We start from the raw sequence: 26,309 nt of genomic DNA, 5'->3' as shown, positions 1-26,309 counted from the left end.
CGATATGAACGTGGTTAAGGAAGGCTGGCCGGACGCCCCGTCGCACGTGTGCCGTGGAGGACCCCCGGAGGCGCTCGCCTTCTGCTGCCCACCCGTAAAACCTTGTCCGATTTTTCACGCGTTGGACGAGGCGGGCCTCGACCCCGAGGAATATGTGCGGAGGAAGAAGGAGTTCGCGGAGAAGACTCCGCTGGGCTCGGGGAAGAACACGTGTTTCGGTAGCCTAGTGTGGTGCTGTAAGATCACCAAGCCGTGTCCGTTACGGGACTCGACGCTGCAGCGCATCGGAATGAGCCCGGAGGAGTACATGTGGTGGAAGAAGAAGCTGGCGGAGTACCTCCTTGGAAAGAAGGATCTGGATGAGATCCTACGGGAGACCAGTGAGTCCGAGCCGGAGGAAGAGACCGTCGAGGTCGTGGCGGAGGCTGCCGGAGTCTCGGAAGAAGAGGCGAGACGTGCGTTGGAGGAGGCGAACGGCGACCCGGTGCGGGCGGTGAAGCTGTTGAAGTCACGGGGTAAGGGTGATTGAACGCCAAAATCGTTCACATTTCCGACCTTCACATTTCACCGTACAGAAAGAGTTGGAGCCCCGAGGTATTCTATCGGGGCATCGAGCAGATTAACGACCTCAGACCGGACGTGGTCATCGTCACCGGCGATCTCACCGACAACGGGTTAGTCCGAGAGTACGAGGAGGTATCCTCACTGCTTGAAAAGATAGAAGCTCCGGTGGTCCCCGTCCCGGGTAACCACGACGCGAGAAACCTTGGATGGATGACCTTCGAAGACGTGTTCGGCGATCGGTACAGGGTTGAGCGTGTCTCGGCCGATCTTTACGTGGTAGGGTTGGACTCGTCGGAGCCGGACGTCGATTACGGCCAGCTCGGAAGAGAACGACAGGAATGGTTGGAAGAGACCCTGCGACGCATTCCGGGCGGCGCCTGCAAGTGTATTGCGATGCACCATCACCTGCTTCCTGTACCGGGCGCGGGTAGGGAGAGGAACGTGCTCGTGGATGCCGGCGAGATGATCAACCTCTGTATCAAGTACGGTGTCGACTTAGTCCTGTGCGGTCACCGACACGTGCCATTCGCGGCGAAGGTGGAGGACACCGTGGTGGTGAACGCCGGCACGTTCTCGGCCACCAAGCTCCGGGGATACAGTAGGAACTCTTTCAACGTGATCGAGTTCTCGGAGAGCACTGTCAGCGTCAACCTGTACGAAATAACGACGGAGCGCAAACTGGAGCTGGCTCGATACAAACCGGTGGTCAGGGAAGGGGAGTACCGCCTAGTGCGCGTTAAGGGGATAGCGGACATCCTCAGAGAATCGGCTTGAGGCCCTTCTCGCGGACCTCTTTCATAGCCCGCTCGTACTCCTCGACTAACTTACGACCGAAGTCCGTGAGTGAAGCCCGGCCGCCCTCAGGCCCTCCCCTCTCCGTTTGGACGACTTTGCGACCGAACGCCCTCTCGAGGGCCTCGATGCTCCGCCTGGCGTACCCGTACGACCAGCCCAATCGCTCCGCCGCTCCTTTGACCGTTCCCTCCTCGGAGATGGCTTTCAGCAGTGCGTACCGGCCTGGACCCATCACGGGTCGTCCGTCCGCGCAGAGGAACACTTTCACCCGGCACTCCATCTACCCTAACACCGCCTCCACAAGCTCCTTTTCCGGGCACCACTTGAGGGCGGATTTGAAGATCTTCCGACGTCCGTACCACGTCAGCGCTCGGATCGTCAGCTTCACCAGCGGCCCGTGTCCGTTGGCTCGAGCGTACTCCTCGTACAGCTCCGGCAACCACTTCAGGTCGTGGTCGACACACTTCAAGATGACCTCCCAGTGCACCTCGGTGAGTTTCTCCGGGGTGAAGAAATCGTGATCGCTCAGTCTGGATTCACCGATCGGTACGAAGAACAACGGCACGATGAAGCTCTTGTAGTCCCGCAACCGGTCCAAGAGTTCGACCGTCATCATGACGTCGTCCTCGGTCTCGCCCGGTAGTCCTAAGATGAGAGTTCCGCAGGGCACCCAGCCGTGATCGTTCATGATCCCGAACGCTTGCTCGACGACGTCCGGCCACTCCTCCACCTTGTACGGGGCCACCTTACCCGGCATGTGTTCGGCCATCAACCTCGGGCTGCCCGTTTCCACACCTACTTGTGCGCCCATCCAGGGTACGAGCTCGCCTACACCTGCCACCTCAGAGATCTCTCCTAGTCTCTCATCGAACTGACAGACCGTCGAAAGTGCCACGTGGCTCACGCTGACGCGCTTAACTCCCGGCCGATTCATCACGGCCGAGAACAGCTCCAGCACCGCCTCGACGTTGGGCCGCCATCCGTCCGCCTTGTAACGCAACACGTCCTCCGCGTGGAGTAGAATCTCCTCATGGCCTCCGCGTACGTTAACGTCGACATCTTCCAGGATCTTACTCAGCGGGAAACTCCTGAGCTCGCGCATGTCCGGGCTGCAGAACTTGCATCCACGACCGCAGCCACGGGCCACCTCAACGATTCCGTTGGTAGTAGGGTTGACGATCGTGGGTATATCCTCCGCCGCTACCGGCTTACCGCGGACGATCTCGAGACCGCGGTCCCCCTCCTCGATCCTGCGTACGACCTCTCCGACCACGTACTCCCCTTCACCCATTATCAGGAAGTCGACCCCGAAGCGTGGGAACGTCTCGGCGACCTGCCAAGCGCCCGGTCCTCCCATGAACACTCCAAACCCGTAGCGATCCTTCAGCTCGCGGATTCTCTCCATGAGGTCCTCGAAGCATACCTTCATGTACGCCGGCTTACCGGAGAAGGACGTGAAAGTCGTCGTGGCCGGACCCATCCCCTGGGGGTCTATCTCGGAAACTCCGACAGCGATGGTGTCCTCGTCGATGGCCTTGTGAACGGCATCCGGGTGGACCACGGCCACGTCGTAACCTTCCCGCCGCAGCTGCGCCTCGATGCGTCGTATGCCCAAGGGGGCTTCCTTAACCTCCCCAGTTTCCTCGTCGTACTCGACGCTGGGGCAGAACACCGAGAAGTACAGCCAGTCGGGTATGATCCCCTTCGGTACGCAGGCACTGAACCCCATGAACATACCGCCGCGGTAATTGCTGGCCAGCGTACGATCCATCGTCAACACGACTTCCGCCAAGGTCTCTTCCCCCCTCACACCGTGATCGTTACCTTAACGAGGTTTCGATCACGTGATCCGGCTCGAAGATCGCCACCGTGAACTCAGAAAAGTTCCGTAACGAGTGCAGTTCGGTAGCGAGACGCTCGTCCGGGTACCACAACCGCTCCCCGGCGATCACTTTTACGTTTAGGCCCACCGACTCGATGGTCTCGACGACTTTCGCCGGTCGAACCTTGCCGAACAGTACCGCGGTGGTACGGCCAGCTCCTAGGCTCTCCACGACCTTTTCAACGTCCTCCTCGCTGTGGAGGTTGACGTGTGCTTCGACCTCGTGAAAGCCCCGACCGAACCGGGCCGTCAACGCCTGCAGTGAGGACACGCCCGGCACGATTTCGACGTCGTCGAAAAGTAACGACGCCAGCCTCCCGACACCCATGTAGGTCGGATCACCTCGGGCGACCACCACCGGGTCGCTGTCCGCGTACTCCGTCAGCGTCTCCCGAACGGAACCGTTCCAGGTGACTACCTCCTTGTCGGAGAGGTCTATCTCCGCCTCAACCCTGAGTCCGTCGATCTCTCGGAGTATCGACTCACTACTGATCAGTAGATCCGCCCGCGCGATCCGTTCGATCGCCTCGATCGTCAGAAACCTCGTCGGATTCGGGCCGACTCCGACTACCTGCACCGGAAGCCCCTTGGGGGACCTCGACCGTGACGCGCTTAAGCCTGCCGACGTCACGTCACTGCGAGGGGTGTCCCGGAGCCGAAGGGGAAGGTCCCCACCATCCGACGCTCGAGCTGACCACATCCTGTCCGTACAAGTGCCCTCACTGCTACGCACGCTACGCGGAGAATGTAGGCGTGGTCGTGAAACCGGGACTGTACGGGGAACCCCAGGGGTGTCTCACGGTCTCCCAGTACGGGGAACCTACGGTCCTCGGGAGGGAGCTGATCGATGTCCTGGAAATGGTCCGAGAGACCGGACTTTTCGACAGGATAGATCTCCAAACTCGGGGATACAGGCCCGATCTGGCCCCGAAGCTGTCGGAGATCTGTGACCTGGTAATGGTGAGTATCGACGTCACGGATCCCGACGTCCATCGGCGCCTCCACGGCGTAGGGCCCGAGAGGACGCTGCGGTTCGCCGTGAACACGGACCGCCCCGTGATCCGTTCGCTGTACCTTCCCGGCATCAACGATGACTTGCCTCAGGGGCTCGCCGACACCGAGATAGAGCCCGCCGAGGTATTCGTACAGCCCCTGATCCCCTTCGGGAAAGCCGTGGAGAACCTCAAACGGATCGGCTTACGGGATCATTACAACGTGGTCGGATCCCTGCTGAATTGGGCCGAGAAGTTCGAAGAGTTCGGGTTCGACGTCAGGTTCCCGGCGTGCTGGGTCGATAGTCTCGAAAGGCTGAAGGAGAGGATGGAAGAGGAGCTGGGGTTCGTCGACCTCCGGAACGTCCGGTATTCCCCGGATCCCGGCACTCCAGCCCCTGAACGACGTTTCACGCCTCTACGCGAGCTGCTCGACGAACTAGTGCGCTAAGTTCACTCGGAGCGCTGTAGCGCTGTAACGGCGGCGTGCACGAACCGTGGCGTCGCTTACTACGGCGTGTTGCGTTCACACCTCGAGCACATCTTTCACGACCTCTATGAACTTGCGATCCTCCTCGAGCGTGCCGGTAGATACCCGGACGTAAAATGGCTCTATACCCTCGAAGCTGGAGCAGTCGCGTACTATGACGCCGCGCTTCAGGAGCTCCTCCGTGAACTCCGACGCGTTCATTCCAGTGTTGGAGACATCCACCAAGAGGTAGTTGGCCTCCGAGGGGAACGGTGTTAACCGATCCAACTTCCGGAGCTCTCGGTACAGGTACTTTCGGCTCTCGATCATCAACCGTACGGACTTCTCGATGTAGTCCCGATCGCGGAACGTGGCCTCGGCGGCGGCCGCGCTGGGTCTCGTCAGGCTGAACACGGGTTTGATCCGGTGTAGGTGCTCGATCAGCTCGGGGTTCGCTATCCCGTAACCGACCCGGGCCCCGGCCAGACCCAGCGCCTTGGAGCACGTGCGCAGTACGAGGACGTTGTCGTACTCGAGCGCCAGCGGTGTGTAGTCGTGGTCGGCGAACTCGACGTAGGCGTGGTCGATCAGGACGACCCCGCGGCACTCCTCCACGACGTCCCTCACGACCCGCTCCCGGATCCGGTTACCCGTAGGGTTGTTCGGGGTACAGAGGTACACTAGACGCACTTCCCGGTCGAGGGCCTCGAACAGTGAGTCCTCGTCCAGCTCGAACCCGCGCTCCGGGTCGAAGCGAGGCTTCCTGACCTCGGCACCGCACGCCCGTGCGGAGATGCCGTACTGCGAGAAGGTGGGCACGGGGATTACCACGGGGTCGCCCGGGTCGACGAGCACGCGCGTCAGCACGTCGATGATCTCGTCGGCGCCGTCCCCACCGACGACTAGGTGCTCCCGTGTGATCTCCACGGGTTCTCCGGCGGGATAAGGAGGATCCGCCAGGTAATCGATAATGGCCTCGTACAGGGACGGAGGTGCCAGGGGTTCCGGGTACTCGTGAAGGCGTTCCAGCTCACGCTTCGCGGCCTTCACGGCCTTGGGTGAAGGGCCCAGCGGGTTCTCGTTTGATCCCAGCTTCACTATCTCGTCCGGTTCGATACCGTATTCCCGAGCGATCTCTTCCTTCGACTTGCCGGGAACGTACGGGTCGATGTTCAGCACGGCTTCCCGGATCCTCACGTTCCGGCCCCCGGCGAGAGGACGTACGCGATCCACACGGCGGTGAGACCCGTCACGAACACAGCGTCGAACGTGCCGGCACCCCCGATACTGAGGACCGGCGCACTGCCCCAATTCACGGCCTTCCTCAGGTTGAGTAGGTCGGCCCCGATGAGCGTCCCGAGCGTACCGGCCACGTATGCGACGCTGGCGGCGCCGCCCTTGGTGGTCAACAGGGCCACCGTACCGGCCACGGCCGCGGGGAGGAAGAACGGTACCGCGATACCGACCCCCGGTATGACCCGCGCGGTGGCGTAGGACACTATGGTGGTGACGGCGGTGGCCAGCAGGTACTGGAGCCACAGATCTAGGTTGGTGGCGATGAGGTACACCGAGACGGCGACCGGTATCAGACAGCCCCCGACGTTCACGGCGATCACGATCTCCTCGGAGCGCCGGACCGGTACCTGGTAAGAGATGCCCCAGAACCCGTAGGTCTCGTGCTGCACCGTGACCAGCTTACGTATACGCTTGATCGGAACGTTGACTGCGCTCCCCACAATGGACAGGAGTGACAGTAGCAGCGCTGTCCTGGGTTCCAGTCCGAGGGCGTGGAAGAACCCGGGGATACTCACGAAGTACAGAAACATCATCAAAAACGACAGGAGCAGCCAGGCCGCCAGGAAGAGCAGGAAGGTCCTGGAGGTGGGCGAGTGGACCACGTGACTGTTCAACACCGTCACCCCGTCGGATGGCTCGGCCGGAACCGTGATATTTAGGCTCCCGGGATCGTGCCGGGGGAGGCGCCGGTGGAGGACTACGACCCGAAGGAGATCGAGCCGAAGTGGAGGGAACGGTGGCTGGAGGAACGGAAGTACAGGTTTGAGGGCGGCGAGGACCGACCTGCGTTCGTGATCGATACCCCACCGCCGTACCCGACCGGAGAGCTGCACATGGGCCACGTGCTGAACTGGACCTACATGGACGTGGTGGCTCGGTATAAACGTATGTGCGGGTACGACGTGTTCTTCCCACAGGGCTGGGACTGTCACGGCCTGCCTACCGAGGTTAAGGTAGAAGAGATCCACGGGATCACGAAGCGCGACGCTCCCAGGCGGGAGTTCCGGAAGCTCTGCGAGGAGCTGACCTTAGAGAACATCCGGAAGATGCGGGAGCAGCTGATACAGCTCGGATGCTCGATCGACTGGTGGACCGACTGCATCGACTACGAGAACGAGGAGCTGAAGGAGCTCGGCTCCTACGTGACCATGGACCCCGATTACATCCGCCGCAGTCAGTACGGGTTCCTCGAGCTGCTCGAGAAGGGGTACGCGTACCGTGAGGAGCACCCCGTCAACTGGTGTCCGAGGTGCGAGACGGCGATCGCCTTCGCCGAAGTGGAGTACGTAACCCGCGAGACGTACCTCAACTACATCGAGTTCCCCGTGGCCGACGGCGACGGCTCCGTGACGATCGCCACCACAAGACCCGAGCTGCTCCCGGCGTGCGTGGCGGTCGCCGTTCACCCGGACGACGACCGATACAGTGACCTCGTAGGGAAGAAGCTCGTAGTGCCCCTCCACGAGCGGTTCGGGGACCGGGACACTCCTTGGGAGGTTCCGGTCATCGCGGACGAGGAGGTGGACCCCGAGTTCGGAACGGGTATCGTGATGATCTGTACCTTCGGTGACAAGCAGGACGTGGCCTGGGTCAAGCGGCACGACCTACCGATCGTGAGGGCGATCGACGAGCAGGGTAAGATGACGGAGGTGGCGGGCGAGTTCGCCGGGATGGAGGTGGAGGAGGCGCGTGCCGCCATCGTCGAGGCACTGAAGGAGGAGGGATACCTGGTCAAGCGTGAGAAGATCACGCAGAACGTCGGCGTCTGCTGGCGCTGTAAGACCCCGATCGAGATCCTCGTCAAGGAGCAGTGGTTCGTGAAGGTTAGGGAGCTGGCCGAGGACGTCAAGGAAGCTGCCCGGAAGATGGTCTGGATCCCGGAGCACATGCGCAAGCGCCTCGAGGACTGGACGGAGTCGATGGACTGGGACTGGTGCATCTCGCGGCAGCGGATATTCGCGACGCCGATCCCGGTCTGGTACTGCAAGGAGTGCGGTGAGGTGATCCCGGCGGAGAAGGACCAGCTCCCGGTGGATCCCACCCGGGACGACCCGCCCGTGGACGAGTGTCCGAAGTGCGGGTGCTCGGAGTTCGAACCGGAGACGGACGTGATGGACACCTGGATGGACAGCTCGATTACGCCCTTGGTGATCACCGGTTGGCCGGACGAGGAGCCGGACCTACCGGTGGATCTCCGCCCGCAGGGTCACGACATAATCCGTACGTGGTTGTACTACACGACCGTACGAGCGTTAGTTCACGCCGACACCGAACCGTTCAAGGAGATCCTAATCAACGGTATGGTGTTCGGTGAGGACGGATACAAGATGAGTAAGTCTCGGGGCAACGTAGTCGAGCCTACCGAAGTGATAGAGGAGTACGGTGCGGACGCGCTCAGGTACTGGGCCGTATCGTCCGGAGCGCCCGGATCAGACGTGCAGTACATGACGAAGACCATCAAGCGCGGTTACAGGTTCGCGAAGAAGATCTGGAACGTGTGTCGACTGGCCAAAGACCACATCGACGACGCACCGTCGGTGGAAGAAGTCGAAGGAGACCTGACGCCTGCCGACAGGTGGATACTCTCCAAGTTCCACCGACTCGTCGATGAGGTGACGGAACACCTGGAGTCGGGGTATCGGTTCAACGACGCGATCAAGGCCATCGAGGAGTTCGCGTGGGAGGAGCTGGCCGACGACTACCTGGAGATGGCGAAGCTGAGGCTGTACCGGCCCGAGGAGCTCGGTGAGGGTTCACGGGAAGCCGCCAGAGCGGTACTACGCCACGTGTTGGACGGCCTCCTGAGGTTGCTGGCTCCGTTCATGCCGTTCGTGACGGAAGAGCTCTACTACCGACTGTTCGACGAAAGCGTGCACGACCAGGCGTGGCCGGAGGCGAGCGAGAAGTGGATCGACGAGGGGGTCGAGGAAGTCGGTGAGATCCTCCGCGAGATCGTGACCGAGGTGAGGAAGGCGAAGACGGACGCCGGATTGAGGATGGGCGCGGAGTTCGAGGGTCTGACGGTACACGTTCAGGACGAAGAGCTGGCCGAGAGCCTCGAGAAAGCGATCCCGGATCTCAAGAGCGCCACCAGGGCGAAGGAAGTCGAGGTAGAAGTCGGCGAGCCGAAATTGGAGAGAGTCCCGGTGAAAGTCGAACCCCGGATGGATGTCATCGGCCCGAAGTATAGGGAACTCACTCGGGACATCATCGAGTACGTGGAGAACAACCCGGACGAGGTCGCGTCAGCGATCAAGGAAGACGGGAAGGCGAAGCTAGAGATCGACGGGGAAAAAGTCGTGCTGGACGAGGAGTGCGTCGACGTGGAGTGGGAGCTGCGGGTTAAGGGAGGAGAGGGGAAGGCAGTGGAGATCAGACCGGGCGTGGTCGTGGAGATCCGGGGCCTCTCCACGTAACACGTCCTCATCAGGGGTAACTCGATCTCTTGTAGGCCGACCTTCGGTACGGTGATCTTCTCCGGCAACGGTAGCGTGTACGTGCCGGTCAGCGACACTTGCAGGCCGCCGGACGCGCTGACGTTGAAACACAGGCCTAGGTTGCCGAGTCCGCCGGTGTGATGTTGAACCCTCCTTCACCGTCTCGCTCGTTAGCTCGGTGGTGAAGTCGACGGCGACGTTCAGCATCCCGTTTATTCGGCCGTGAGCCTCGCGAGCGGTTCCGTCACCGCTTGAGTAGCCCTATGGAGACCTCCATGAATCTTGGCTTCTGCCCGCCTTTTGCTCCGTCTGTTCTTGCTGTTGGGTCTGCTAACCCGGCTGCTGTGTCTCCGCCATTACTGGTGTTGCCACCACATAATGTAACTAGCACGAGGAGGACCATCCCTCCCAAAACCTTCACGACGGGTGGACGATTTCCCAAAAAGTGGGCCTTCCACTCCGTTAGTGGTGTGGATTTGTCGGGGGAAAGGGAAGGAGTAGAGACGAACTATCGACATAATAAAATAAAAGCCGGTTAAGGTGTCGGATCACTTACTTTAAGCCGGCAGCTGGAAGGTGTATAGCGTGATCTCCGGCAGTGTCACCGGCAGCTTCAGTGGTGTGGTCGTCTCGTAGGTGATCGTCGGCGACAGTTTCAGAGTCGACGCTGACAGGCTCGCTCCCAGGTAGGCGGTTACGGTCGCGTTGTCGTTCAGCTTCTCCGACACGTTCACTGGTGTGAGCTCCAGGTACGGTCCCTCGTAGTCCTCTGACGGGCTGCCGACCTCGAGCTCGAACAGGTGCACGACGACTTTCAGTGCTCCGGTCAGCAGATCTAGCGTGGCCTTGATGAACGGTTCCTCGGCCGTGTGCAGCAGCCGTAGGGCCACGCTGATACCGGATTTCAGCGGGTCCTCGGTCACGGTTTCGCTCCACTCATGCTCGAGGTCCTCCAGCTTGGGTACCTCGACCTTGAGGACCGTCGCTGTCAGTGTGACACCACAGTCCTCTCCTAGTCCTGCGGTCACGGTCGGAGCCTCCACTCCGGCCTCCAGCTTCACGCCGGGGAGCAGCTCCTTACCGTCGATCGGCGCCACGATGGTGTTAATAGCACCCGCTAGGGCCGCCGTCAGGACGTCGGACAGCAGGTCCTGGCCCTCGGTGACCAGCGAGTAGCCTCCGGTCAGGGTCAGGACCGCTTCTCCGTTCTTCAGGTCCACGGTGAAGTCCGCCTGAAGGCTCGGCGTCAGCTTCAACGTCACCGTCTTGGGTGCCGGCGCGGTAGCTTGCTGCTCGGTCTGCTGCTCCGCGGTTTGCGCCTGCTGTGACTGCTGCTCGGTCGTCGCTGTGACCGCCTTGTCTTCCGCCAGTCCTGGGGCCGCCAGAGCCATCAGGGCGATGGAGAGGACCACCAGCACGCGCCTCATACCTTCACCCCCCGCCGGAGCCGGAGTTCCGGATTTATAATCCTTCCCCCCGCTTCCCGCCGAACAGCACGTCCCTCATTGAGTAGATCCCCGGAGGTGCCTCTACGACGAACTTTGCGGCCACCAAGGCTCCCTTGGCGAAGGCGTCACGCGAGAGGGCCCTATGCGTGAGTTCGATCCTCTCGTACTCGCCTAACGCCATGACGGTATGATCACCTACGACCTCACCTCCCCGAACGGCCAACACACCGATCTCGTCATCGTCACGCGGTCCCACGTTCCCCTCACGACCGAACACCTTCTCCCCCTTACCCAGCTCCTCCTCTATGATGGCCGCCAACTCGAGGGCCGTCCCGCTCGGTGCGTCCACCTTGTGCCGATGATGGATCTCCACGATCTCGAAATCGAACCCGTTGTCTCCGAGCACTCTAGCGAGCTGCCTCGTAAGCTCGAAGAGCAAGTTGACTCCCAGGGACATGTTCGGGGAGATCACGGCCGAAACTCCAGCTTCCTCGATCTCGTGTTCGAGCACCCTGAGGTCTTCATCGCTGAACCCGGTGGTACCGATTACGAGATCCAATCCCGCACGGGCGGCTTTGGGCGCGTTCTCCAATGTCGCCTCACGGACGGTGAAATCGATCGCGACGTCCGCGTCCTTAGCGATGTTAGGTAAAGCGGTCGGAGGGGCGATTTCTACACCCGTCTCGCCCACTCCTATGACTAGCCCCACGTCCCTCCCTAGGTGCTTGGAGGTGGGTGAGGCGATAGCTCCTACCAGCTCGAGCTCTTCATCTTCTATCACCATCCGGCATATCCGGCGACCCATCCTACCCGTGGCTCCGAGGACGACGACCCCGATCACCTTCGCCTGCCCCCGACCACGAGCTTGTGACGCTTGTACCTGGGTGAGAGCTCCCACTCCACACCCTTGAAGTCCTCAGGTGAGGGTTCCAGGTATCGGAATTCGCCCTCGCGCCAAGCCCTCTCCATCGCCGAGGTGTGTACGGCCCCTACTACCACCGCGACACGATCGAAATCTTCGGTTACGTCGGCGATGCGGCTGAGCATGTACCTCTCCCGGAACTCCAGGTGGAAGCGGACGAAGGTTTCCGAGGCCACGAGGGAGACGTTGGTGCGGATTTCCCCGCCGAGTCTCCTGAGCACGGGCTCGACTTCCTCGTACTCGCGGAAGAACAACTCGCCGGTCGGTCCCAAGACGCGTTCGACTTCCGAGGTGTACTCGAACACGATAGGATCGCGGAGACACTCGGGATTCTTTCTCGACTCCTTGAGCTTCAGGGACGATGGCACGTCGACGGGGATCGCGGGAACACCCTCCCTTAAACAGTACACTAAAGCCCCGTAGAGGTCCCGGAACGGTCCCATGAGCATCTTAGTGGGTACCCGTGCCATCACCTCGATTCCGGCGTGCGGGAGCGGTGAGAGCGTGTAGTGGAACGCGGTTTCCAGTCCAGCCGGACTGGTTTCCAAACACACAGCCTCTGGTTCCAGACGTTCCAGGGTCCGGTACACGTACTCGGCGACGCCACGTTTGTCGTGATGAACCGAGACGAAGGCCACCCGCGCCTCGCCGGGTTCCCGACTCTCACCCGAGTAGACGTCTCGGACCACTCGCTCGTGGAATATCTGCGGGGCTAGCCACGGGTACAGGTCGAACTCCGCGTGCTCTCCCATCGGAAATCCGATCCGCTCGCAGGCCTTCCGGGCGGTTTTCAACACCCTTTCCTCTAGGTCCGGATGAGGGTCGAGTCTGTCCACGCAGGCCCGGACGATCGCGTCCAGATCAGGTTGCCCGAAGTCATCCGTGAAATCTTCCAGTTCCTCGTCCACTTTGCCTTCTATCAGAAACGAGGGAAGACGTCTGGACTTGAACAACGAGGGTCCCCCTCACGCTAGGGCGCTTAAGGTGGAGGAAAACGCCGGAATAAGTATCAGCCGGCCCTCGAGTAGGTTTTCTCCCGATGAGCTATCGGTGGGTGAATCCGTACTCCTGGGGATCACCTTGGTGCTCTTCGGAATCCAATCTAAAAATTCGGACACTAATTTGTTTCCTTTAATCCATTCCTCGATCAGTGCCAGACGGACGAGGACCTCGTGCCAGTTCGTTCGTTGGGCCAGCGAGCCTATGGTCCTCACGTAGGGGAACTCATTCCAGAGTAGTTCGCGGAGCGATTTGTAATCAGGTGGTAGCAGGGTCTTTCCCTCCCTAAGCCCGAGGCGCCATAATACCTCCCCGTGCCTGTAAACGTGGACGGTCGCGTTCCCTCCGACGCGCACCACTGGGACGTAGATTTCGCGAGCACTGACGGCAGGGAGTCGCCAATCCTCCGCCGCCCGCTCGGGATCGTCCGTAACTATCACGACCCCACGTACCCGCGTGCGCAGCACCTTGGGACCCATGTGCGCCTCTTCCTCCGCGAGTGCGACGACGGTGGTAGGATCGAGTGAATCCACCTCTTCCACATCCAAGAATTCGACGTGATCCCTGAGCTCGATGCAGAATTCCCAAATGTCTGGATCCGTACATGAGATCGTGATCGAAGATGGGAGTATCTCGGCTATTTCTGCGAGAATATCCCAGGTCACGGCTGTTGGGTAGCTGTGAGACGCGAGAAGTGCGCCGATCAACTCCTCTCGCCCCCGAACGGGGCGGCGGGCCGTCTGGTGAGGACTTTGAACATACCCATGCCGAACGTCACCATCCCTGCTCCGAGCGATCCGATGTACGTCCAGAGGATGATGCCCCACTTGATGCGGGGAGGAGAATAAAGGTGGAGGAGGGTGTTCAGAGGGGTGATTACGCCGGCGGCCAGTATCAGTAGGAGCATCCCGAAGCTGGCCAGCGCACAGTCGAGGTCGTGGCGTCGCACGGCGCGGACCGTGTGGTGGGCGAGTATGGGTATCACTAGTGATGAAACGAGGATGCAGATCACCTGCTGGATTACCCATAGGCGCGCGCCGAACTCACATCCGAACTCTAGGACTACCTTCTCCATACGGCTCGAACTCCCTCTTCACCCCGACATCGCAGGATCCTCGGGCTCGGGCAAGTCCAGACCAGGAGCCGGCCGTCGCTTGAACGAGGAACTTCGCACAAGGTCCAGGACCTTTTCGGCGTCCTCCTCCGTCGCCTCTACGCCCCGCTCCCCGAGCCAATCGACGGCCTTCCGAGGCCCTAGACCCTCGTCGACGAGCGCGTACAGGAGGGCATCGAGCGTGGGGTAATCGATCCCGAGTTCACCCTCATCGGTCTGGCCGGGCCAGAGCCGCGCCGAGGGTTCCTTCTCCTCCACGATGCGCTCCGGCACGCCGAGATGCTCGGCTATCACGTAAACCTGCGTCTTGTAAAGGTGCCTGATCGGGGCCACGTCGCAGGCGCCGTCTCCGTGCAGGGTGAAGTACCCCGTGAGCCACTCCGTACGGTTGCCGGTACCCAGGACGAGACCGTCGAGCTCGTTCGCGAAATAATACAGTACGCACATACGGACCCGCGGTTTGAGGTTAGCGTCGCTCTTGCGGCTGAACGGGTGACAGGGGACATATGAACCGGTGCCGAAGGCTCGCAGGACCTCGGTGATGTCGTGGACGTGGTACTCGACACCGAACCGTTCCGCGGCTTCCACGGCGTCTTCAACGTCCTCCTCTGGGGTGTCACGCTCCGGTAGTATCAGCGCTACCACGTTCTCCCGGCCTAGCGCCTCGACCGCGAGTCCGAGGGTCGTAGATGAGTCGACTCCGCCGCTCAAACCCACTACCGCGATCTCCCGACCGGCCTCCTCGAACTTCCCCCGGAGGAACTCCGCTATCTTGCTCACTTCCCCCTCAGGATTCACCTCGAGCTCCGGTATGACCGGTTCGTACTTTGCCATCGGTTACCCCTGGGGATTCACTCCAAAACTGTCTCTTAAACACTTTTTTCTTTGTTTCTTCCTGGTGAGCTCACGTTGTCCTTGCGAAGCCCTAAAGGTGTCGTCCTTCGGGACGGGGAGGTCAGATCCAGTACGCCAGGAGTCTCTTGAAGAGCCACCACCAGGAGTACTCCGCCCCTTCCTCGGCCAACTTCGCCGCCTGTGCGGCGTGAACCGCGGTCTCGGGCGGTAGGTTCACCCCGTAGACGTTCTCGACCTCGTCCTGAACGTCTCTCGCCTTCTGCGGATCGTCGGCACCTCGGAACACGCACACTACGACCACAGTCACGGCCGCCGCCCGCCTTCGAGGATCGTCCCCGGCCCCCTTCACGGCTTCGAGCACCGCCTGGGAGAACCTGGCGTCGCGGTCGGTGATCTCCACACCAGCCTCCCTCATAGCCTTGTACACTCCGGCGAGGGCCGCCTCGCCCGTGGCCCGAACGGGGCTACGGATGGTCACGCAGCAGGGAGGTGCGCCTATCGACGCCAGGGCTTCGGCGTAGGTCTCCGGTTTACACACCGTGATCTCGGGGCCCACGTAGATGCGGTACCCCTCGACCTCCTGATAGCGCCGCGGTGGCTCGTCGTACGGTGTGACAGTGGCACAGCTGTATATCTGGGAGGGAGTGTACCTACGTCCGGTGACCTCCGCCGCCACTCGGTTGGTTTCTTCGGCCGTCACGATCGTCCTGTGGAACCTCGTCGGATCAACCCCGACCTCCTTAAACAGTTCCACCGCGGTGGGAAGCTCAGTCCTCCACGTAGTTTCCCCGTAAGTCACCACGGGCCGTTCGACCGAGCCCCGTCCGTAGTTGACCTCGTAGTACCCGGCCGCCGGGAGGACTATAACGGCGATCACTACGACCACGGTGATTTCCTTCCTCACGAATCTCACCCCGGATCGTGGGGCGACAGCGCTTGAAAAGGATCGCCGTCTACGGGAAGGGCGGGATAGGGAAATCCACGATCGCGGCGAACGTGGCCGCAGCCCTGGCCGAGGAAGGTTATCGGGTCATGCTGGTAGGATGTGATCCAAAGGCGGACTCGACCCTGACGCTCGCTGGACGTAGGATTCCCACGGTGATGCACGAGTATCGGAGGAAAGGGGAAGGCCTGAAGCTCGAGGACATCATCGTCGAAGGTGATTTCGGGGTCTTGTGCGTCGAGTCCGGTGGGCCGAAGCCCGGGGTCGGATGCGCGGGGCGCGGTGTGCTGAAGGCCCTCGAGATGTTGACTAGAATGGGGGCGTTCGAGGACGTCGACGTGGTGATCTTCGACGTGCTCGGTGACGTGGTGTGCGGTGGATTCGCCCTACCGATCCGCCGAGGCTACGCGGATACCGTTTTCGTGGTTACATCCAGTGAACCGATGTCCCTATACGCCGCCAACAACATCTGCCGCGGGATCGCCGAGTACGCCGATCGAGGGGGCGCGAAACTCGGTGGGGTTATCCATAACCGGCGCTCCCGAGACTCGGATTCTAGAGTGGTGACCGAGTTCTGCCGGCGAATCCGAGCCGAGCTGATTTACGATCTGTTTTACATGGAAGAGGTGCGGAAGGCTGAGTCGCGGTACCGTACCGTGATCAGGGAGTTTCCGGATTCGGACGCGGCAGAGGCGTTCCGCGAGCTTGCGCACAGGATGCTCGAGACGGAAGGTGTCGTACCTCAACCGCTCGAAGAAGAGGAGGTGCTGAGACTCGCGGGCGTGCGGTTCTGACCCACTTCCCCACCTCGAACATCCCGACTGATTATGGCTCATGAAAAGGCCAGGAGAACTGGTGGACCGTCCCGAGATGAGGAATCAGACCCTACCGAAGACTATGAACCCCGTGTGACCCAGGGTACGACCGGGTCGAATCCCACGCTTTTCCACCTGGAGTTTTCGCTCGATCAGTTCGACGGCTTCCAGCCAGGTGCATCGATCCTCCAAAACCTGCCAGACGGCCCTCACCTGCTCGAAAAACGGGCAGAACACCGCGACCTTCCCGTTCGATTTAAGGGCGTCCAATCCCACTTCCAGTACGCGGTCGGGCTCGGGTAGGTCCAACACCATCGCATCGAACTCGTCTTCCAGTCCTTCGAGGTACTCCCGAGCGTCACCGTGCTTCAACGTCACGCTCTTTTCGTAGACTTTCCCCAGCTGCTCGAGGTTCTCCCGGGCCTTCTCGAGCTTCCTGGTATCGATCTCGATCCCGACTACCTCACCCTCGGGGTAGACTATCCGGGCCATGGAGGCCGTGAGGAACCCGGATCCGACGCCCGATTCGAACACGCGATGGCCCGGGAGTAACCCCAGTCGTTCCGTGATCAGACCCGAATCCTTCGGCTCGATAGGTCGGGTTACGCGCTCGAAGGAACTTACCTTCAACCGATCGAGATCCACCCTTATTCCCCCAGGAGCTCCGGAAGATCCGTCGATTCGACGATCTCTAGGGCGACCTGAAGGTTCCGCTTCACCGCCTCTCGAACTACGTCCCGCTCGGGGGGCTTCCACCTACCCCCGGATACCCATCTGAGGAACTCGTGGCGGAAGCGCCGGTTGAAGAATATCCCGTGTAAGTAGGTCCCGAGAACAGGCCGATCGGTGCGGTATGCTCCATCGAGAAAACAGCCTCTGTTTCCGTACCCTGATCGTAAACGGACCAAGTGGGGTTCGTCGGTGTACGTCCGTCCCTCATGGATCTCGAACCCCTCCACGCGGATGCCGCGGAGGTGCGGATGGTTCACGACTCCCTCCGATCGCACCGTCACCTTGCCGGCGTCGCTCGGGAACACGGTCACGGCGTCGAGAAGTCCGAGCCCCGGGACCGACTCCCCCGGGTCGAGCTCGCCCCCCGACTCGTCGACGAGCTCCCTGCCGAGCATCTGGTACCCGCCGCACACCCCCAGCACCACAGTACCCTCATCGGCCGCCTGAACTACCTCCTCGTCCATCCCGCGTTTTCGAAGTTCTTCGAGGTCGGAGATGGTGGTGCGGGTGCCGGGGAGGATCACCGCGTCCGCATCCTCCGGGAGGTTGTCCCTGGGGTCCACGAACTCCACCCTCACGTCCGGCTCCATCGCGAGGGGCTCGAAGTCGGTGAAGTTGGAAATTCGGGGCAACCTGATGACCGCGATCCGTACGGAACCGCGCCCGGGGGAGTGGGTGTCGAGTGCCTCCGAGTCTTCCCAAGGCATCCAGAAGTCCCCGACGTGACGCACTGTGCCGAGGTAACGTACGCCCAAGCGGCGCTCCAGCTCCTTGATCCCCGGCTCGAGGAGGGACTCATCGCCGAGGAACTTGTTGAACAGGAAGCCCTTGATCAGTCGTCGCCATCGCTCCGGTAAGAGCTCGATCGTGCCGTAGACGGCCGCGAAGGCTCCACCCCTACTGATGTCCGCGACCAGGATCACGTCCGCGCCCAGGGCTTCGGCCACCCGAAGGTTCGCGATATCGGTGTCCAGGACGTTGATCTCCGCGGGTGACCCCGCCCCCTCGGCGACGATGACCTCGTGCTCCTCCGAGAGGATTTCCGCGGATTCCAAGACGGCCTGCCAGGGATCTTCGAAGACGATCTCCCGGTACTCGCGGTACGACATCGTCCCGATGGGCTTCCCGTGGACGATGACTTCCGAGCGGAGCTCCCCCTTGGGCTTGAGGAGCACGGGGTTATGGTGAATCGATGGTTCCTGACCGGCCATCGCGGCCTGGAACGCCTGGGCGACGGCGATTTCTCCGTTCTCCTTGGCCACACACGAGTTCAGCGACATGTTCTGGGATTTGAACGGAGCCACGTCTACGCCACGCTGACGCAGGTAGGCGCATGTAACCGCCGCCAAGAACGACTTACCGGAGTTCGAGGCCGTACCGACGAACATGATCGCCGACAAGTCACGAACCCCTCGGGGGAGTTCCCTTGGACCCCGTGTTCCATGTGGCGGCTTCGTACGCACTGGCACGGGCGGCCGGGTACCCCGTCCGCACGTCCTTGATGTACGCCTTTGGAATAAACGTGGCGATCGACCTCGATCACCTCCTTCGGTATCGGTGGATACTCCACTCACCCGTCGCGTTGCTGGCGGGTGTAGCCACCGCGTACGCGGCCGGGCTGAGGACGGGGCTCGTTCTGGCCCTGTACACGTTTCACCTACTTTGTGACGCTTTAGCCGGGATGAAAGGGGCGGGGACCGGTGTTCCCGCGATGTTCCCCTTCTCGCTGAAGTCGTACGGACTGGAGGCCTACGTGCTTCTGGGCCCGAAGGGGATCTCGTGGTCGCTCGCACCGATCGCACGATCCTCAGAGGCGGGACCTGCGGGTTTTTTGGTGTCCGGTGTGGGCTTGGCGACGACGCTCGGTGTCGTCATCTTCGAACTCCTGGGTGTGTTCAAGAAGAGACGGGAACTGGCGCTGGCACCGCCGGTTTAGTTCCGAAAGGTCCGGTCCAATACCTCCTCGTGGGACAGGTCGACGCCGATCAGGAAGCCCAGCTTCTCGAGTTCCTTCACGATCCTCTCTTTATCGCTCGGGTCCGCGACGAACACCCTGTGTGAATGTGCCCCTCGACACAGCTCGTGAAGGGCCTCCGCCATCGACCTGAACTCCTCCGAGGTTCCTAGTAACTCCTTCCGACGCTGGAGATCCTCGGGCGACTCTACCGGAAGCTCCTTCACTATGGGTTCCTCCGGTGACTCGGGGACGTGGAAACGTACGTCCAAGATCGTACCGCCGTTCTCGACGCGATCGTGCGCCACTCCTTCTCCACCTCATCGAGATCGTGCCTGACAGTCACAGTGAACGAGTGTTCGGCCAGCACACGTTCCACGGCCTCCTCGCCCGCGACCCGGTAGGCGTCGACCACCTCATCGGCCCCCGCATGTGGGAGGAGATCGGCGTTCTCCGGGTCCCGGGCCACAGCGATCACCCGGGCGTCGGGGTTGAGCTTGCGGACCAACAGCGTCACGTACACGTTGGTCTCGTCCGAGTCCGTACAAACCACCACGAACCTGGCCCTGTCCACACCCGCACGCTCCAGCGTCCGACGGTCGGTGAGGTTCCCCTCGACCGTAGGGAACACCGAACCCCTCACGCCTCGCCCGTTCCACGCGCTCCTTGCTGGTGTCGACCACGACTACATCGAACCCGTGGGCGCGGAGCCGCCCGGCAGCCTGGGCCCCTACGCGTCCGAACCCGCACACTACGACGTGATCCCTCACGGCCCGTAACCACCTCCTTTGGTCGATATCGTATAGGAACTCGCGAAGTCCGCCTCTCACACCGATTTCGACCGCGGCGAGGACGAGCCATCACATGGCGCCGGCGCCCAACAGTGTGACCGTCATCGTCCACAGTTTACCGGCCTCCGTGCGGGGAACGAGGGTCCCGTAGCCTGAGCTCATCACGGTGATCGTGAAATACAGGGAGTCGAGTAGTGACTACCCCTCTACTAGTGGTTAAACGAGGGTGCTGATCGCGACTACATCAATGCACGTACAGGACCAGCCACCGCAGCCCGGTGACGCCGTCGGACAACCTGATGGAGCGCTATCCCCGAACCACCGCGAACTTTCGAGCAAAGCACTCCGGAAAACGATTTCCAGGCATGATCGAGTCTTTACGTTACCGGGGCTACCATGCTGTTCCTTTCGGAAGATCACGTCAGAGCGCTTCTCGACGTGAGAGAAGTCGTCGAACGTGTCGAGGAGACGTTTCGGATCAAGCCCGAGTGCGAGATGCCACCGAAGACTATCGTACCGCTGGAAGGCGGCGACTTCAGAGTGATGCCCGCTTATCTGTCAGAGCTGGGTGTGGCAGGCGTCAAAATCGTCAACTCACATCCCGACAATCCCGATCGCGGCTTACCCACGGTCATGGCGGTCATGTGCTTGATCGAGCCGGAAACGGGGAGGCCACTTTGTCTGGTCAGCGCGACGGAGATCACATCGCTGAGGACGGGAGCGGCCGGGGCGGTAGCATCGAAGTACCTAGCCGAAGACGTGCGGACGGTCGGAATCGTCGGTGCGGGAGTACAAGGGAGGTACCAGCTCCTCACGCATGCGGAGGTCTTCGACCTTGAGGCAGTGTTCGTGTACGACCAGGCACGTGAGGCGGCTCGAAGGCTCGCCGAATGGGTCGAGCGAGACCTCGGTGTCGACGCCAAGGTACTCGACAATTTGGACTTCTCGGGGCTGGACGTCGACGTCGTCTGCACATGCACCCCCGCCACCGAGCCCTACCTAGGCTCTGAGGACGTTCCGGAGGACGTCCACGTGAACGCTATCGGTGCGGACGCTCCGGAGAAGCAGGAGGTGAAGACCGAGCTGTTGAAGCGCGCGGTGGTCGTGGTCGACGACCGCGAGCAGTGCGTCGAATCGGGAGACGTGAGCCAACCCGTGGAGCGGGGCGAGCTGAACCCGGAGGAACTCATCGAACTCTCGGATGTGGTGAGGGGAGAGACCGAGGTCGATTCCTCGGAGTTGACCGTGTTCGATTCGACCGGAATCGCCATTCTCGACGTGGCCGTCGGGGCGTTGGCGTACGAGCGTGCCAAGAAGACCGACGCGGGGGTGGAGGTAAAGCCGTTCGAATTGCCGACGGGAAATTTTAAGTAGTCACAATCGTGACACTTGACAGCCCAGAGCAGGGGATGGTCCGCGGGTGCTGCGGTCGCTCAGGGAGGCGCTGGAAACCCTGCGCCGGCACGTCCAAGTCCTGGAGGTCGTGGCCGAGCATCAACCCATCGGGATCGGTCGGATCTCGGATGTGACCGGGATGGAGTGGCATAAGGTCAGGTACTCGCTCCGCGTGTTGGAGGAGGGAGGGATCATACGCCCCTCGAAGAAGGGGGCCGTGCTCACCGAGGACGCTCCCGCGCGCATCTCGAAGATATCCCGACGTTTGTCCGAGCTCAATCGGGAGTTCGAGGACATTTCCAAACGCTACCAGTCCCTGGCCCGGAAGCTCGAGGAGGGGTGATCCGGATTGGTGCATATCGGTAAGCAGATCCGGATGGAGCGGATAATGAACCGCGAGACCGGACGCACCCTGATCGTACCGATGGACCACGGGGTGACCCTGGGTCCGATCACGGGTCTCGAGGATCTAGAGGAGACCGTCGACGCCGTGGCTCGAGGTGGGGCTAACGCCGTCCTCCTCCACAAGGGTATGGTCAGAGCGGGTCATCGGGGTTACGGACGGGACGTCGGTCTGATCATCCACCTATCCGCCAGCACCGAGTTGGGACCCGACCCGAACAACAAGGTCCTGGTGTCCCGGGTAGAGGAAGCCATAAGGCTCGGTGCGGACGCCGTCAGCGTGCACGTGAACGTGGGTGCGGAGGACGAGCCTCAAATGCTCAAGAAGCTGGGTGAGATCGCCGCCCGGTGCTCGGATTGGGGTATGCCCCTGGTCGCGATGATGTACCCGCGAGGTCCGAAGGTCGAGGACGAGTTCGACGTAGAGTACGTCAAGCACGCCGCCAGGGTAGGCGCCGAGCTCGGTGCGGACATCGTAAAGACCAACTACACGGGCGACCCGGACTCCTTCCGTGAGGTCGTGAAGGGTTGTCCGGTGCCGGTGGTGATCGCGGGAGGTCCGAAGGCGGAGACACCAAAGGAAGTCCTCGAGATGGTTAAGGGCGCCATCGAGGCGGGAGCGGCCGGTGCTGCCATCGGTCGTAATATCTTCGCGCACAAGTCCCCACGCATGCGTGAGGCAATGACCCGTGCCATCGCGAGGATCATACATGAAGACGCGGAAGTGGAGGAAGCGATGAAGGAGCTGGAGCGGGTGTAAGTCGAGATGCGGCCCAAGCAGGTCTGGGTCTCGGTGGCGTTCGAGGGCGAGTGGAACGAGAAGAAGCCCTACGTCACGGAATCGATCGAAGCCGGTGTCGACGTGATAGTTTGCCTACCCGAGGACGTAGAGCGCGTGAAGGAGCTCGGGAACGTTAAGGTCGCGGTGCCGCTGATGCCGGAGTCTCCGGGCTCTCCCGACCTAGCCCTTGAGGAGCTGGACGCCATCGACGCCGACGTGGTGATCGTGGGCAAGGGTGGCGAGGGAGACGGTTCTATCGACCTGCCGGACGACATATCCGAGTCTATCGACGCCGCGCTCATCGAGAAGGCGCGGGATCGCGGGTTCGAGGTCGCCGAGTACGTCGAGATCCTGGACAAGCCTTACGAGCGCTTCGCCGCGGAGATCGCGAAGAACGTGGGTCCCGACTACGTGATCGCGATCGGCCGTGACTGGAAGATCATCCCACTGGAGAACCTCATCGCGGAACTTCAGGGTGAGAAGACGCAGCTCATCGCCGGAGCTCGGGACGCCGAGGAGGCACGTATAGCCTTCGAGACGCTCGAGGTGGGTTCGGACGGCGTCCTGCTCGACGCGGAGCGTATCGATCCGTCCGAGATCAAGAAGACCGCGGAGATCGCGGAGCGGGCCGCAGCCGAGCGATTCGAGCTCGTCGCGGTCGAGGTGAAGGAAGTCAAACCGATAGGTAAGGGCGACAGGGTCTGCGTGGACACCTGCTCGCTCATGTCCGAGGGCGAGGGAATGCTCGTAGGATCGACCTCCCGCGGGATGTTCCTCATTCATAGCGAGAGCCTCGAGAACCCGTACGTCGAGCCGCGACCCTTCCGGGTGAACGCCGGTCCGGTCCACGCCTACATCCGCGTGCCCGGTGGGAAGACGAAGTACCTGGCCGAGCTGAGACCCGGCGATGAGGTCCTGATAGTCGACACGGAAGGACGTACGAGGGCCGCGGTGGTGGGCCGACTGAAGATCGAACGGAGACCGCTGATGCTCATCCGCGCGGAGTACGAAGGTGTGGAGATTCAGACCATAGTTCAGAACGCCGAGACCATTCACCTGGTACGCGAGGACGGTGAGCCGGTGTCCGTGGTCGACCTCAAGCCGGGTGACAAGGTGCTCGCGTACGTGGAGACCGAGGAAGGTAAGGGCCGTCACTTCGGGATGGAGGTGGAGGAAACCATCGTGGAGAAGTAGCTTCCTCCTTCCCCGCTTTTCGCTATTGTTACAATTATCGTAACGAATTCCACACCGGCCCCCACCTTGTATGTACGCTTCGGAACCACCGACTGTCGGGGGGACGGCGCTTGGATCCTCTCGGAGCGTTCGTGGGCCTTTTGACGGAGATTTCTCCGTACCTACTCATCGGTCTCGTGTTAGGGGCCGCACTGCAATCGATGGTCCCCGAACGCTACCTCGCCCGTCATCTGCGTGGTGGCCTCAAGGCTTGCATAATCGCGACGCTCCTCGGAGTTCCACTCCCCCTCTGCTCGTGTTCGGTGCTCCCGCTCGCGATAGCAGCCAAGAACCGTGGGGCCGGTGTAGGCCCCGTCATCGCCTTCATCGTGGCTACCCCGCAAACCGACGTGAACTCCCTACTGCTGGCCTACGCGCTGCTCGGACCGTACTTCACGGCGGCCAAGGTGCTGACCGCGGTAGTCGCGGCCGTGATAGTCGGTTATCTGGCCGAGCTCACTCTGAAGGATCGAAGCGAGGAGACGGAAGAACTCCCATCGTGCGGAGAACACGGACCGTGCTATCGGGGACGTTCCTTCAAGGACTTCCCACGTGAGCTTCTGGAGCTATCGGGCACCGTAGGGCCGTGGCTTCTGATAGGATTGGCGGCCTCCGTCCTACTGGAGCTATGGGTGCCGAGTCCGGCGGTACGATACCTCGAAGGTTTCCTCGGGCCCGTCCTCGCCGCTCTGATAAGTCTACCGCTCTACGTGTGTTCGGTCGCCGCGATCCCCATAGCCGCCGCACTGGTGGCGAAAGGAGCCTCCGTAGGTTCGATGCTGACGTTCACCGTGGCCGGACCCGGGACCAACGTAGCCACGCTATCCGTTATCCTACGGTTCCTGGGAGGAAGGATCGTCGCGGCTTACTTGGTCGGAATCACCCTCTGCGCGGTCGCGGCCGGGTACGCCGCGGATACCATCGGGGTGCCGGTCGTCTCTACCGGTATCTTCGAGGCGTCCTGCCATCCGAGTCTCGGCGCTGTTTCCGCGGCGATATTACTATTACTTATGACAGCGGGTATCATATGGAGATTAGTACGAGATAGGACATAAGTCGATAAAATTTATTTGGTAATAACATGGGAGCGAGTGAGGGTAATACTACATGGGAATTCTCAGACCGTTAGTACTCGCCCTTGTCACCGTGGCCCTCTCGACCGCCCCGGGATCTGCCATCACGGCCGAGCAGATCCAGGAGTGCGCCAGGGCCGCCCACGACTGGCTGAAGTCGCAGCAGTACACCGAGGAGGACGTGGGCAAGGTGATCGAGTACAAGGACCGCAGTGGACAAAAGGCGACCTACGAGGTAAAGCCGGAGGACGTCGGCGCGTTCCCGATGTCGTACAAGTCGGACGTTACGTACTACTGCCTGCCGAACCTGCACACATACGTGGTCATGGACACCCTGCTGACGGCGGTCGAGGTAGGGTACCCCGTCGACAAGGACATGGTCCTGAAGGCGCTCCAGTACATGTGGAACGTGAAGGGTAAGTACCAGCGTAAGGAGGACCCCAACGGAGAGTGGGCTTATTGGGCCAGGATCAAGGACGGTAAGGAGATCCCGAGCGCCGGGCTGACGGCAAAGTTCGCGCTGCCGTTTTTCCGAGCTAGACAGGCGGGCATCGTCCCGGACGACAAGTGGAACGAGTACAAGCCGTTCCTCGAGAAGGTGATCAACTGGCTCCGTGAGGGTCCGAACCTGCAGAAGGAGGACAAGGGCTACTGCTGGATCGACTACCCGGACCGTCCGGGTGGTGCTCACGGTATCACGGACGTGACCTCGTACTGCCTCCGGATGCTGCTGGCGGCCGGAACGTCTCCGGACGACGAGCTGATCCTGAAGGTCGTTGAGTGGTTCCTGAACAACCAGGACGAGAAGGGCAACTTCTACACCGACCCGCGGGACACGGGTTGTCCGTACCCGCTGTACACGACCGGACACTGTCGTGCCATGATCGCCCTCTGCGACTGGCTCGAGGCCGTGCAGCGGGCGGGCAAGGAGGACGAGCTGAAGGACCTGGTCGAGCGCGTGAAGAACGCGCTCAAGAAAGCGATCGACTACCTGCTCTCGCTCCGGGACCCGGAGACGGGCATGTGGGGCCGCGGATCGCTGAGCGAGTACCCGCCGGACTACGGTAGCACGGCCTCCGCGCTGGTCGCGCTGCTCAGGTGCGCGAAGTTGGGTCTCATCGACCCGAACCATGAGGCGATCGTGAAGGCGCTGGAGGTACTGCACGGTCAGTACCTGGAGGCCAAACGCCTGAGGCTACCGTTCTACTGGTACTTCATCCGGAGCGTCTGGAGCCCGGAGCTGCGCTACCGGAGCCAGACACTGGCGACCTCGTACGCGCTGGCGGCTTTCGCGCTGGCCGAGAAGCTGGGCGTCGGCAAGGGCGTAGTGAAGAAGCGGAAGATCTTCCCGGTGACTCCGGCAGTCGTGGCACTGGCGCTCGCGGCGTCGCTCCTGACCCGACGCCGCTGAGGGGGT

General features: G+C 61.6%; 28 protein-coding genes and 2 pseudogenes. 12 read left to right on the top strand and 18 right to left on the bottom strand.

Annotated elements, in window-relative coordinates; genetic code table 11:
* Positions 1 to 4 precede the first annotated feature (4 nt).
* Positions 5 to 529: a methanogenesis marker 9 domain-containing protein gene (locus tag MK_RS07660; RefSeq protein ID WP_011019800.1), complete on the top strand. Its 525-nt coding sequence runs from the start codon at positions 5 to 7 to the stop codon at positions 527 to 529.
* A complete protein-coding gene (locus MK_RS07655; RefSeq protein WP_011019799.1) occupies positions 526 to 1,338 on the top strand; it encodes a metallophosphoesterase family protein in 813 nt (270 codons plus the stop codon). Before MK_RS07660 ends, MK_RS07655 begins: the two co-directional genes overlap by 4 nt.
* Here the strand turns inward: MK_RS07655 and MK_RS07650 are convergent.
* From MK_RS07650 to MK_RS07640, 3 genes are read right to left on the bottom strand one after another with little or no spacing between them, the layout of a single operon-like run.
* Positions 1,322 to 1,639 (bottom strand): winged helix-turn-helix domain-containing protein, encoded by a 318-nt coding sequence (locus MK_RS07650; protein WP_011019798.1) that lies wholly within the window; start codon positions 1,637 to 1,639, stop codon positions 1,322 to 1,324. The genes MK_RS07655 and MK_RS07650 overlap by 17 nt on opposite strands.
* Positions 1,640 to 3,151 carry a B12-binding domain-containing radical SAM protein gene (locus MK_RS07645; RefSeq protein WP_148679813.1) on the bottom strand — a complete coding sequence of 504 codons (1,512 nt, stop codon included), beginning with the start codon at positions 3,149 to 3,151 and terminating at the stop codon, positions 1,640 to 1,642.
* A 28-nt stretch (positions 3,152 to 3,179) separates the two neighbouring features.
* Positions 3,180 to 3,818, bottom strand: coding sequence for an SAM-dependent methyltransferase (locus MK_RS07640; RefSeq protein ID WP_011019796.1), 639 nt, complete (start codon positions 3,816 to 3,818; stop codon positions 3,180 to 3,182).
* Positions 3,819 to 3,844: 26 nt separating this feature from the next.
* Between MK_RS07640 and MK_RS07635 the strand changes: the two genes are divergently transcribed.
* On the top strand, positions 3,845 to 4,684 hold the full coding sequence (locus MK_RS07635) for a radical SAM protein (RefSeq protein ID WP_011019795.1): 840 nt from the start codon (positions 3,845 to 3,847) through the stop codon (positions 4,682 to 4,684).
* A gap of 75 nt (positions 4,685 to 4,759) precedes the next feature.
* Here the strand turns inward: MK_RS07635 and hisC are convergent, their stop codons facing one another.
* The gene (hisC, locus tag MK_RS07630; protein WP_011019794.1) at positions 4,760 to 5,935 is read right to left on the bottom strand and encodes a histidinol-phosphate transaminase; all 1,176 of its coding nucleotides are present in this window, start codon (positions 5,933 to 5,935) and stop codon (positions 4,760 to 4,762) included.
* Positions 5,896 to 6,612 carry a DUF1614 domain-containing protein gene (locus MK_RS07625; RefSeq protein WP_148679810.1) on the bottom strand — a complete coding sequence of 239 codons (717 nt, stop codon included), beginning with the start codon at positions 6,610 to 6,612 and terminating at the stop codon, positions 5,896 to 5,898. Before MK_RS07625 ends, hisC begins: the two co-directional genes overlap by 40 nt.
* Before the next feature lie 57 nt (positions 6,613 to 6,669).
* On the opposite strand from MK_RS07625, the gene MK_RS07620 reads away from it, so the two are divergent.
* Positions 6,670 to 9,414, top strand: coding sequence for a valine--tRNA ligase (locus MK_RS07620; protein WP_011019792.1), 2,745 nt, complete (start codon positions 6,670 to 6,672; stop codon positions 9,412 to 9,414).
* A gap of 578 nt (positions 9,415 to 9,992) precedes the next feature.
* On the opposite strand, the gene MK_RS07615 is transcribed toward MK_RS07620, so the two are convergent.
* The 7 genes from MK_RS07615 to MK_RS07585 form a co-directional block, all read right to left on the bottom strand.
* Entirely contained in the window at positions 9,993 to 10,862 is an 870-nt protein-coding gene (locus MK_RS07615; protein WP_011019791.1) for a hypothetical protein, read from the bottom strand.
* Between the two features lie 34 nt (positions 10,863 to 10,896).
* Positions 10,897 to 11,724, bottom strand: coding sequence for a 4-hydroxy-tetrahydrodipicolinate reductase (gene dapB, locus MK_RS07610; protein WP_011019790.1), 828 nt, complete (start codon positions 11,722 to 11,724; stop codon positions 10,897 to 10,899).
* Complete coding sequence (locus tag MK_RS07605) at positions 11,721 to 12,758, bottom strand: hypothetical protein (RefSeq protein WP_011019789.1); 1,038 nt, start codon at positions 12,756 to 12,758, stop codon at positions 11,721 to 11,723. The genes dapB and MK_RS07605 overlap by 4 nt, the downstream gene beginning before the upstream one ends.
* Before the next feature lie 12 nt (positions 12,759 to 12,770).
* Positions 12,771 to 13,511: a hypothetical protein gene (locus MK_RS07600; protein WP_011019788.1), complete on the bottom strand. Its 741-nt coding sequence runs from the start codon at positions 13,509 to 13,511 to the stop codon at positions 12,771 to 12,773.
* Complete coding sequence (locus MK_RS07595) at positions 13,508 to 13,879, bottom strand: hypothetical protein (RefSeq protein WP_011019787.1); 372 nt, start codon at positions 13,877 to 13,879, stop codon at positions 13,508 to 13,510. The genes MK_RS07600 and MK_RS07595 overlap by 4 nt, the downstream gene beginning before the upstream one ends.
* Before the next feature lie 18 nt (positions 13,880 to 13,897).
* Positions 13,898 to 14,752: an NAD+ synthase gene (locus MK_RS07590; protein ID WP_011019786.1), complete on the bottom strand. Its 855-nt coding sequence runs from the start codon at positions 14,750 to 14,752 to the stop codon at positions 13,898 to 13,900.
* Positions 14,753 to 14,873: 121 nt separating this feature from the next.
* Positions 14,874 to 15,677 (bottom strand): DUF1002 domain-containing protein, encoded by an 804-nt coding sequence (locus tag MK_RS07585; RefSeq protein ID WP_158295990.1) that lies wholly within the window; start codon positions 15,675 to 15,677, stop codon positions 14,874 to 14,876.
* 32 nt (positions 15,678 to 15,709) lie between these two features.
* On the opposite strand from MK_RS07585, the gene MK_RS07580 reads away from it, so the two are divergent.
* Entirely contained in the window at positions 15,710 to 16,510 is an 801-nt protein-coding gene (locus MK_RS07580; protein ID WP_011019784.1) for an AAA family ATPase, read from the top strand.
* A gap of 84 nt (positions 16,511 to 16,594) precedes the next feature.
* On the opposite strand, the gene MK_RS07575 is transcribed toward MK_RS07580, so the two are convergent.
* Positions 16,595 to 17,176: a methyltransferase domain-containing protein gene (locus MK_RS07575; protein WP_011019783.1), complete on the bottom strand. Its 582-nt coding sequence runs from the start codon at positions 17,174 to 17,176 to the stop codon at positions 16,595 to 16,597.
* 2 nt (positions 17,177 to 17,178) lie between these two features.
* Positions 17,179 to 18,663 (bottom strand): cobyric acid synthase, encoded by a 1,485-nt coding sequence (locus MK_RS07570; protein WP_011019782.1) that lies wholly within the window; start codon positions 18,661 to 18,663, stop codon positions 17,179 to 17,181.
* A gap of 26 nt (positions 18,664 to 18,689) precedes the next feature.
* Here MK_RS07570 and MK_RS07565 point away from each other — a divergent pair, with 26 nt between their 5' ends.
* A complete protein-coding gene (locus MK_RS07565) occupies positions 18,690 to 19,199 on the top strand; it encodes a hypothetical protein (RefSeq protein ID WP_011019781.1) in 510 nt (169 codons plus the stop codon).
* Here MK_RS07565 and MK_RS07560 read toward each other — a convergent pair.
* The 4 genes and pseudogenes from MK_RS07560 to MK_RS09475 form a co-directional block, all read right to left on the bottom strand.
* Positions 19,196 to 19,525, bottom strand: a complete 330-nt coding sequence (locus tag MK_RS07560; protein WP_148679807.1) for a transcription repressor NadR — start codon at positions 19,523 to 19,525, stop codon at positions 19,196 to 19,198. The genes MK_RS07565 and MK_RS07560 overlap by 4 nt on opposite strands.
* Entirely contained in the window at positions 19,444 to 19,848 is a 405-nt protein-coding gene (locus MK_RS09335; protein WP_264370759.1) for an NAD(P)-binding protein, read from the bottom strand. Before MK_RS09335 ends, MK_RS07560 begins: the two co-directional genes overlap by 82 nt.
* A 22-nt stretch (positions 19,849 to 19,870) precedes the next feature.
* Positions 19,871 to 19,969, bottom strand: a pseudogene (locus tag MK_RS09480) (NAD-binding protein); the annotation flags it as partial.
* A gap of 108 nt (positions 19,970 to 20,077) precedes the next feature.
* A pseudogene (locus MK_RS09475) lies at positions 20,078 to 20,194 on the bottom strand (ion channel); the annotation flags it as partial.
* A gap of 210 nt (positions 20,195 to 20,404) precedes the next feature.
* On the opposite strand from MK_RS09475, the gene MK_RS07545 reads away from it, so the two are divergent.
* The 6 genes from MK_RS07545 to MK_RS07520 all read left to right on the top strand — a co-directional run bounded on the left by MK_RS07545 (position 20,405) and on the right by MK_RS07520 (position 26,303).
* Positions 20,405 to 21,382, top strand: coding sequence for an ornithine cyclodeaminase family protein (locus MK_RS07545; protein WP_011019779.1), 978 nt, complete (start codon positions 20,405 to 20,407; stop codon positions 21,380 to 21,382).
* A 46-nt stretch (positions 21,383 to 21,428) separates the two neighbouring features.
* A complete protein-coding gene (locus MK_RS07540) occupies positions 21,429 to 21,746 on the top strand; it encodes a DUF977 family protein (RefSeq protein ID WP_011019778.1) in 318 nt (105 codons plus the stop codon).
* Positions 21,747 to 21,752: 6 nt separating this feature from the next.
* Complete coding sequence (locus MK_RS07535; RefSeq protein ID WP_011019777.1) at positions 21,753 to 22,565, top strand: 2-amino-3,7-dideoxy-D-threo-hept-6-ulosonate synthase; 813 nt, start codon at positions 21,753 to 21,755, stop codon at positions 22,563 to 22,565.
* A 6-nt stretch (positions 22,566 to 22,571) separates the two neighbouring features.
* The gene (locus MK_RS07530; protein ID WP_011019776.1) at positions 22,572 to 23,780 is read left to right on the top strand and encodes a 3-dehydroquinate synthase II; all 1,209 of its coding nucleotides are present in this window, start codon (positions 22,572 to 22,574) and stop codon (positions 23,778 to 23,780) included.
* A gap of 110 nt (positions 23,781 to 23,890) precedes the next feature.
* Positions 23,891 to 24,874 carry a permease gene (locus tag MK_RS07525; RefSeq protein WP_158295986.1) on the top strand — a complete coding sequence of 328 codons (984 nt, stop codon included), beginning with the start codon at positions 23,891 to 23,893 and terminating at the stop codon, positions 24,872 to 24,874.
* Between the two features lie 52 nt (positions 24,875 to 24,926).
* Complete coding sequence (locus MK_RS07520; protein WP_011019774.1) at positions 24,927 to 26,303, top strand: prenyltransferase/squalene oxidase repeat-containing protein; 1,377 nt, start codon at positions 24,927 to 24,929, stop codon at positions 26,301 to 26,303.
* The last annotated feature ends 6 nt before the right edge of the window (positions 26,304 to 26,309 follow it).

It is taken from the genome of Methanopyrus kandleri AV19 (assembly GCF_000007185.1).
In the GTDB taxonomy this organism is placed as follows: Archaea; JAADCQ01; Methanopyri; order Methanopyrales; family Methanopyraceae; genus Methanopyrus; species Methanopyrus kandleri.
Note: the sequence above shows the minus strand (reverse complement) of the source record. Positions and strands in the feature narration are given on the sequence as shown.

Bases quoted from the DNA above. Each gene is read 5' to 3' on its own strand.
- MK_RS07595 (WP_011019787.1), bottom strand. From the start codon at position 13,879: ATGGAGAAGGTAGTCCTAGAGTTCGGATGTGAGTTCGGCGCGCGCCTA.
- MK_RS07545 (WP_011019779.1), top strand. From the start codon at position 20,405: ATGCTGTTCCTTTCGGAAGATCACGTCAGAGCGCTTCTCGACGTGAGA.
- MK_RS07590 (WP_011019786.1), bottom strand. From the start codon at position 14,752: ATGGCAAAGTACGAACCGGTCATACCGGAGCTCGAGGTGAATCCTGAG.
- MK_RS07650 (WP_011019798.1), bottom strand. From the start codon at position 1,639: ATGGAGTGCCGGGTGAAAGTGTTCCTCTGCGCGGACGGACGACCCGTG.
- MK_RS07660 (WP_011019800.1), top strand. From the start codon at position 5: ATGAACGTGGTTAAGGAAGGCTGGCCGGACGCCCCGTCGCACGTGTGC.
- MK_RS07520 (WP_011019774.1), top strand. From the start codon at position 24,927: ATGGGAATTCTCAGACCGTTAGTACTCGCCCTTGTCACCGTGGCCCTC.
- MK_RS07530 (WP_011019776.1), top strand. From the start codon at position 22,572: ATGCGGCCCAAGCAGGTCTGGGTCTCGGTGGCGTTCGAGGGCGAGTGG.
- MK_RS07615 (WP_011019791.1), bottom strand. From the start codon at position 10,862: ATGAGGCGCGTGCTGGTGGTCCTCTCCATCGCCCTGATGGCTCTGGCG.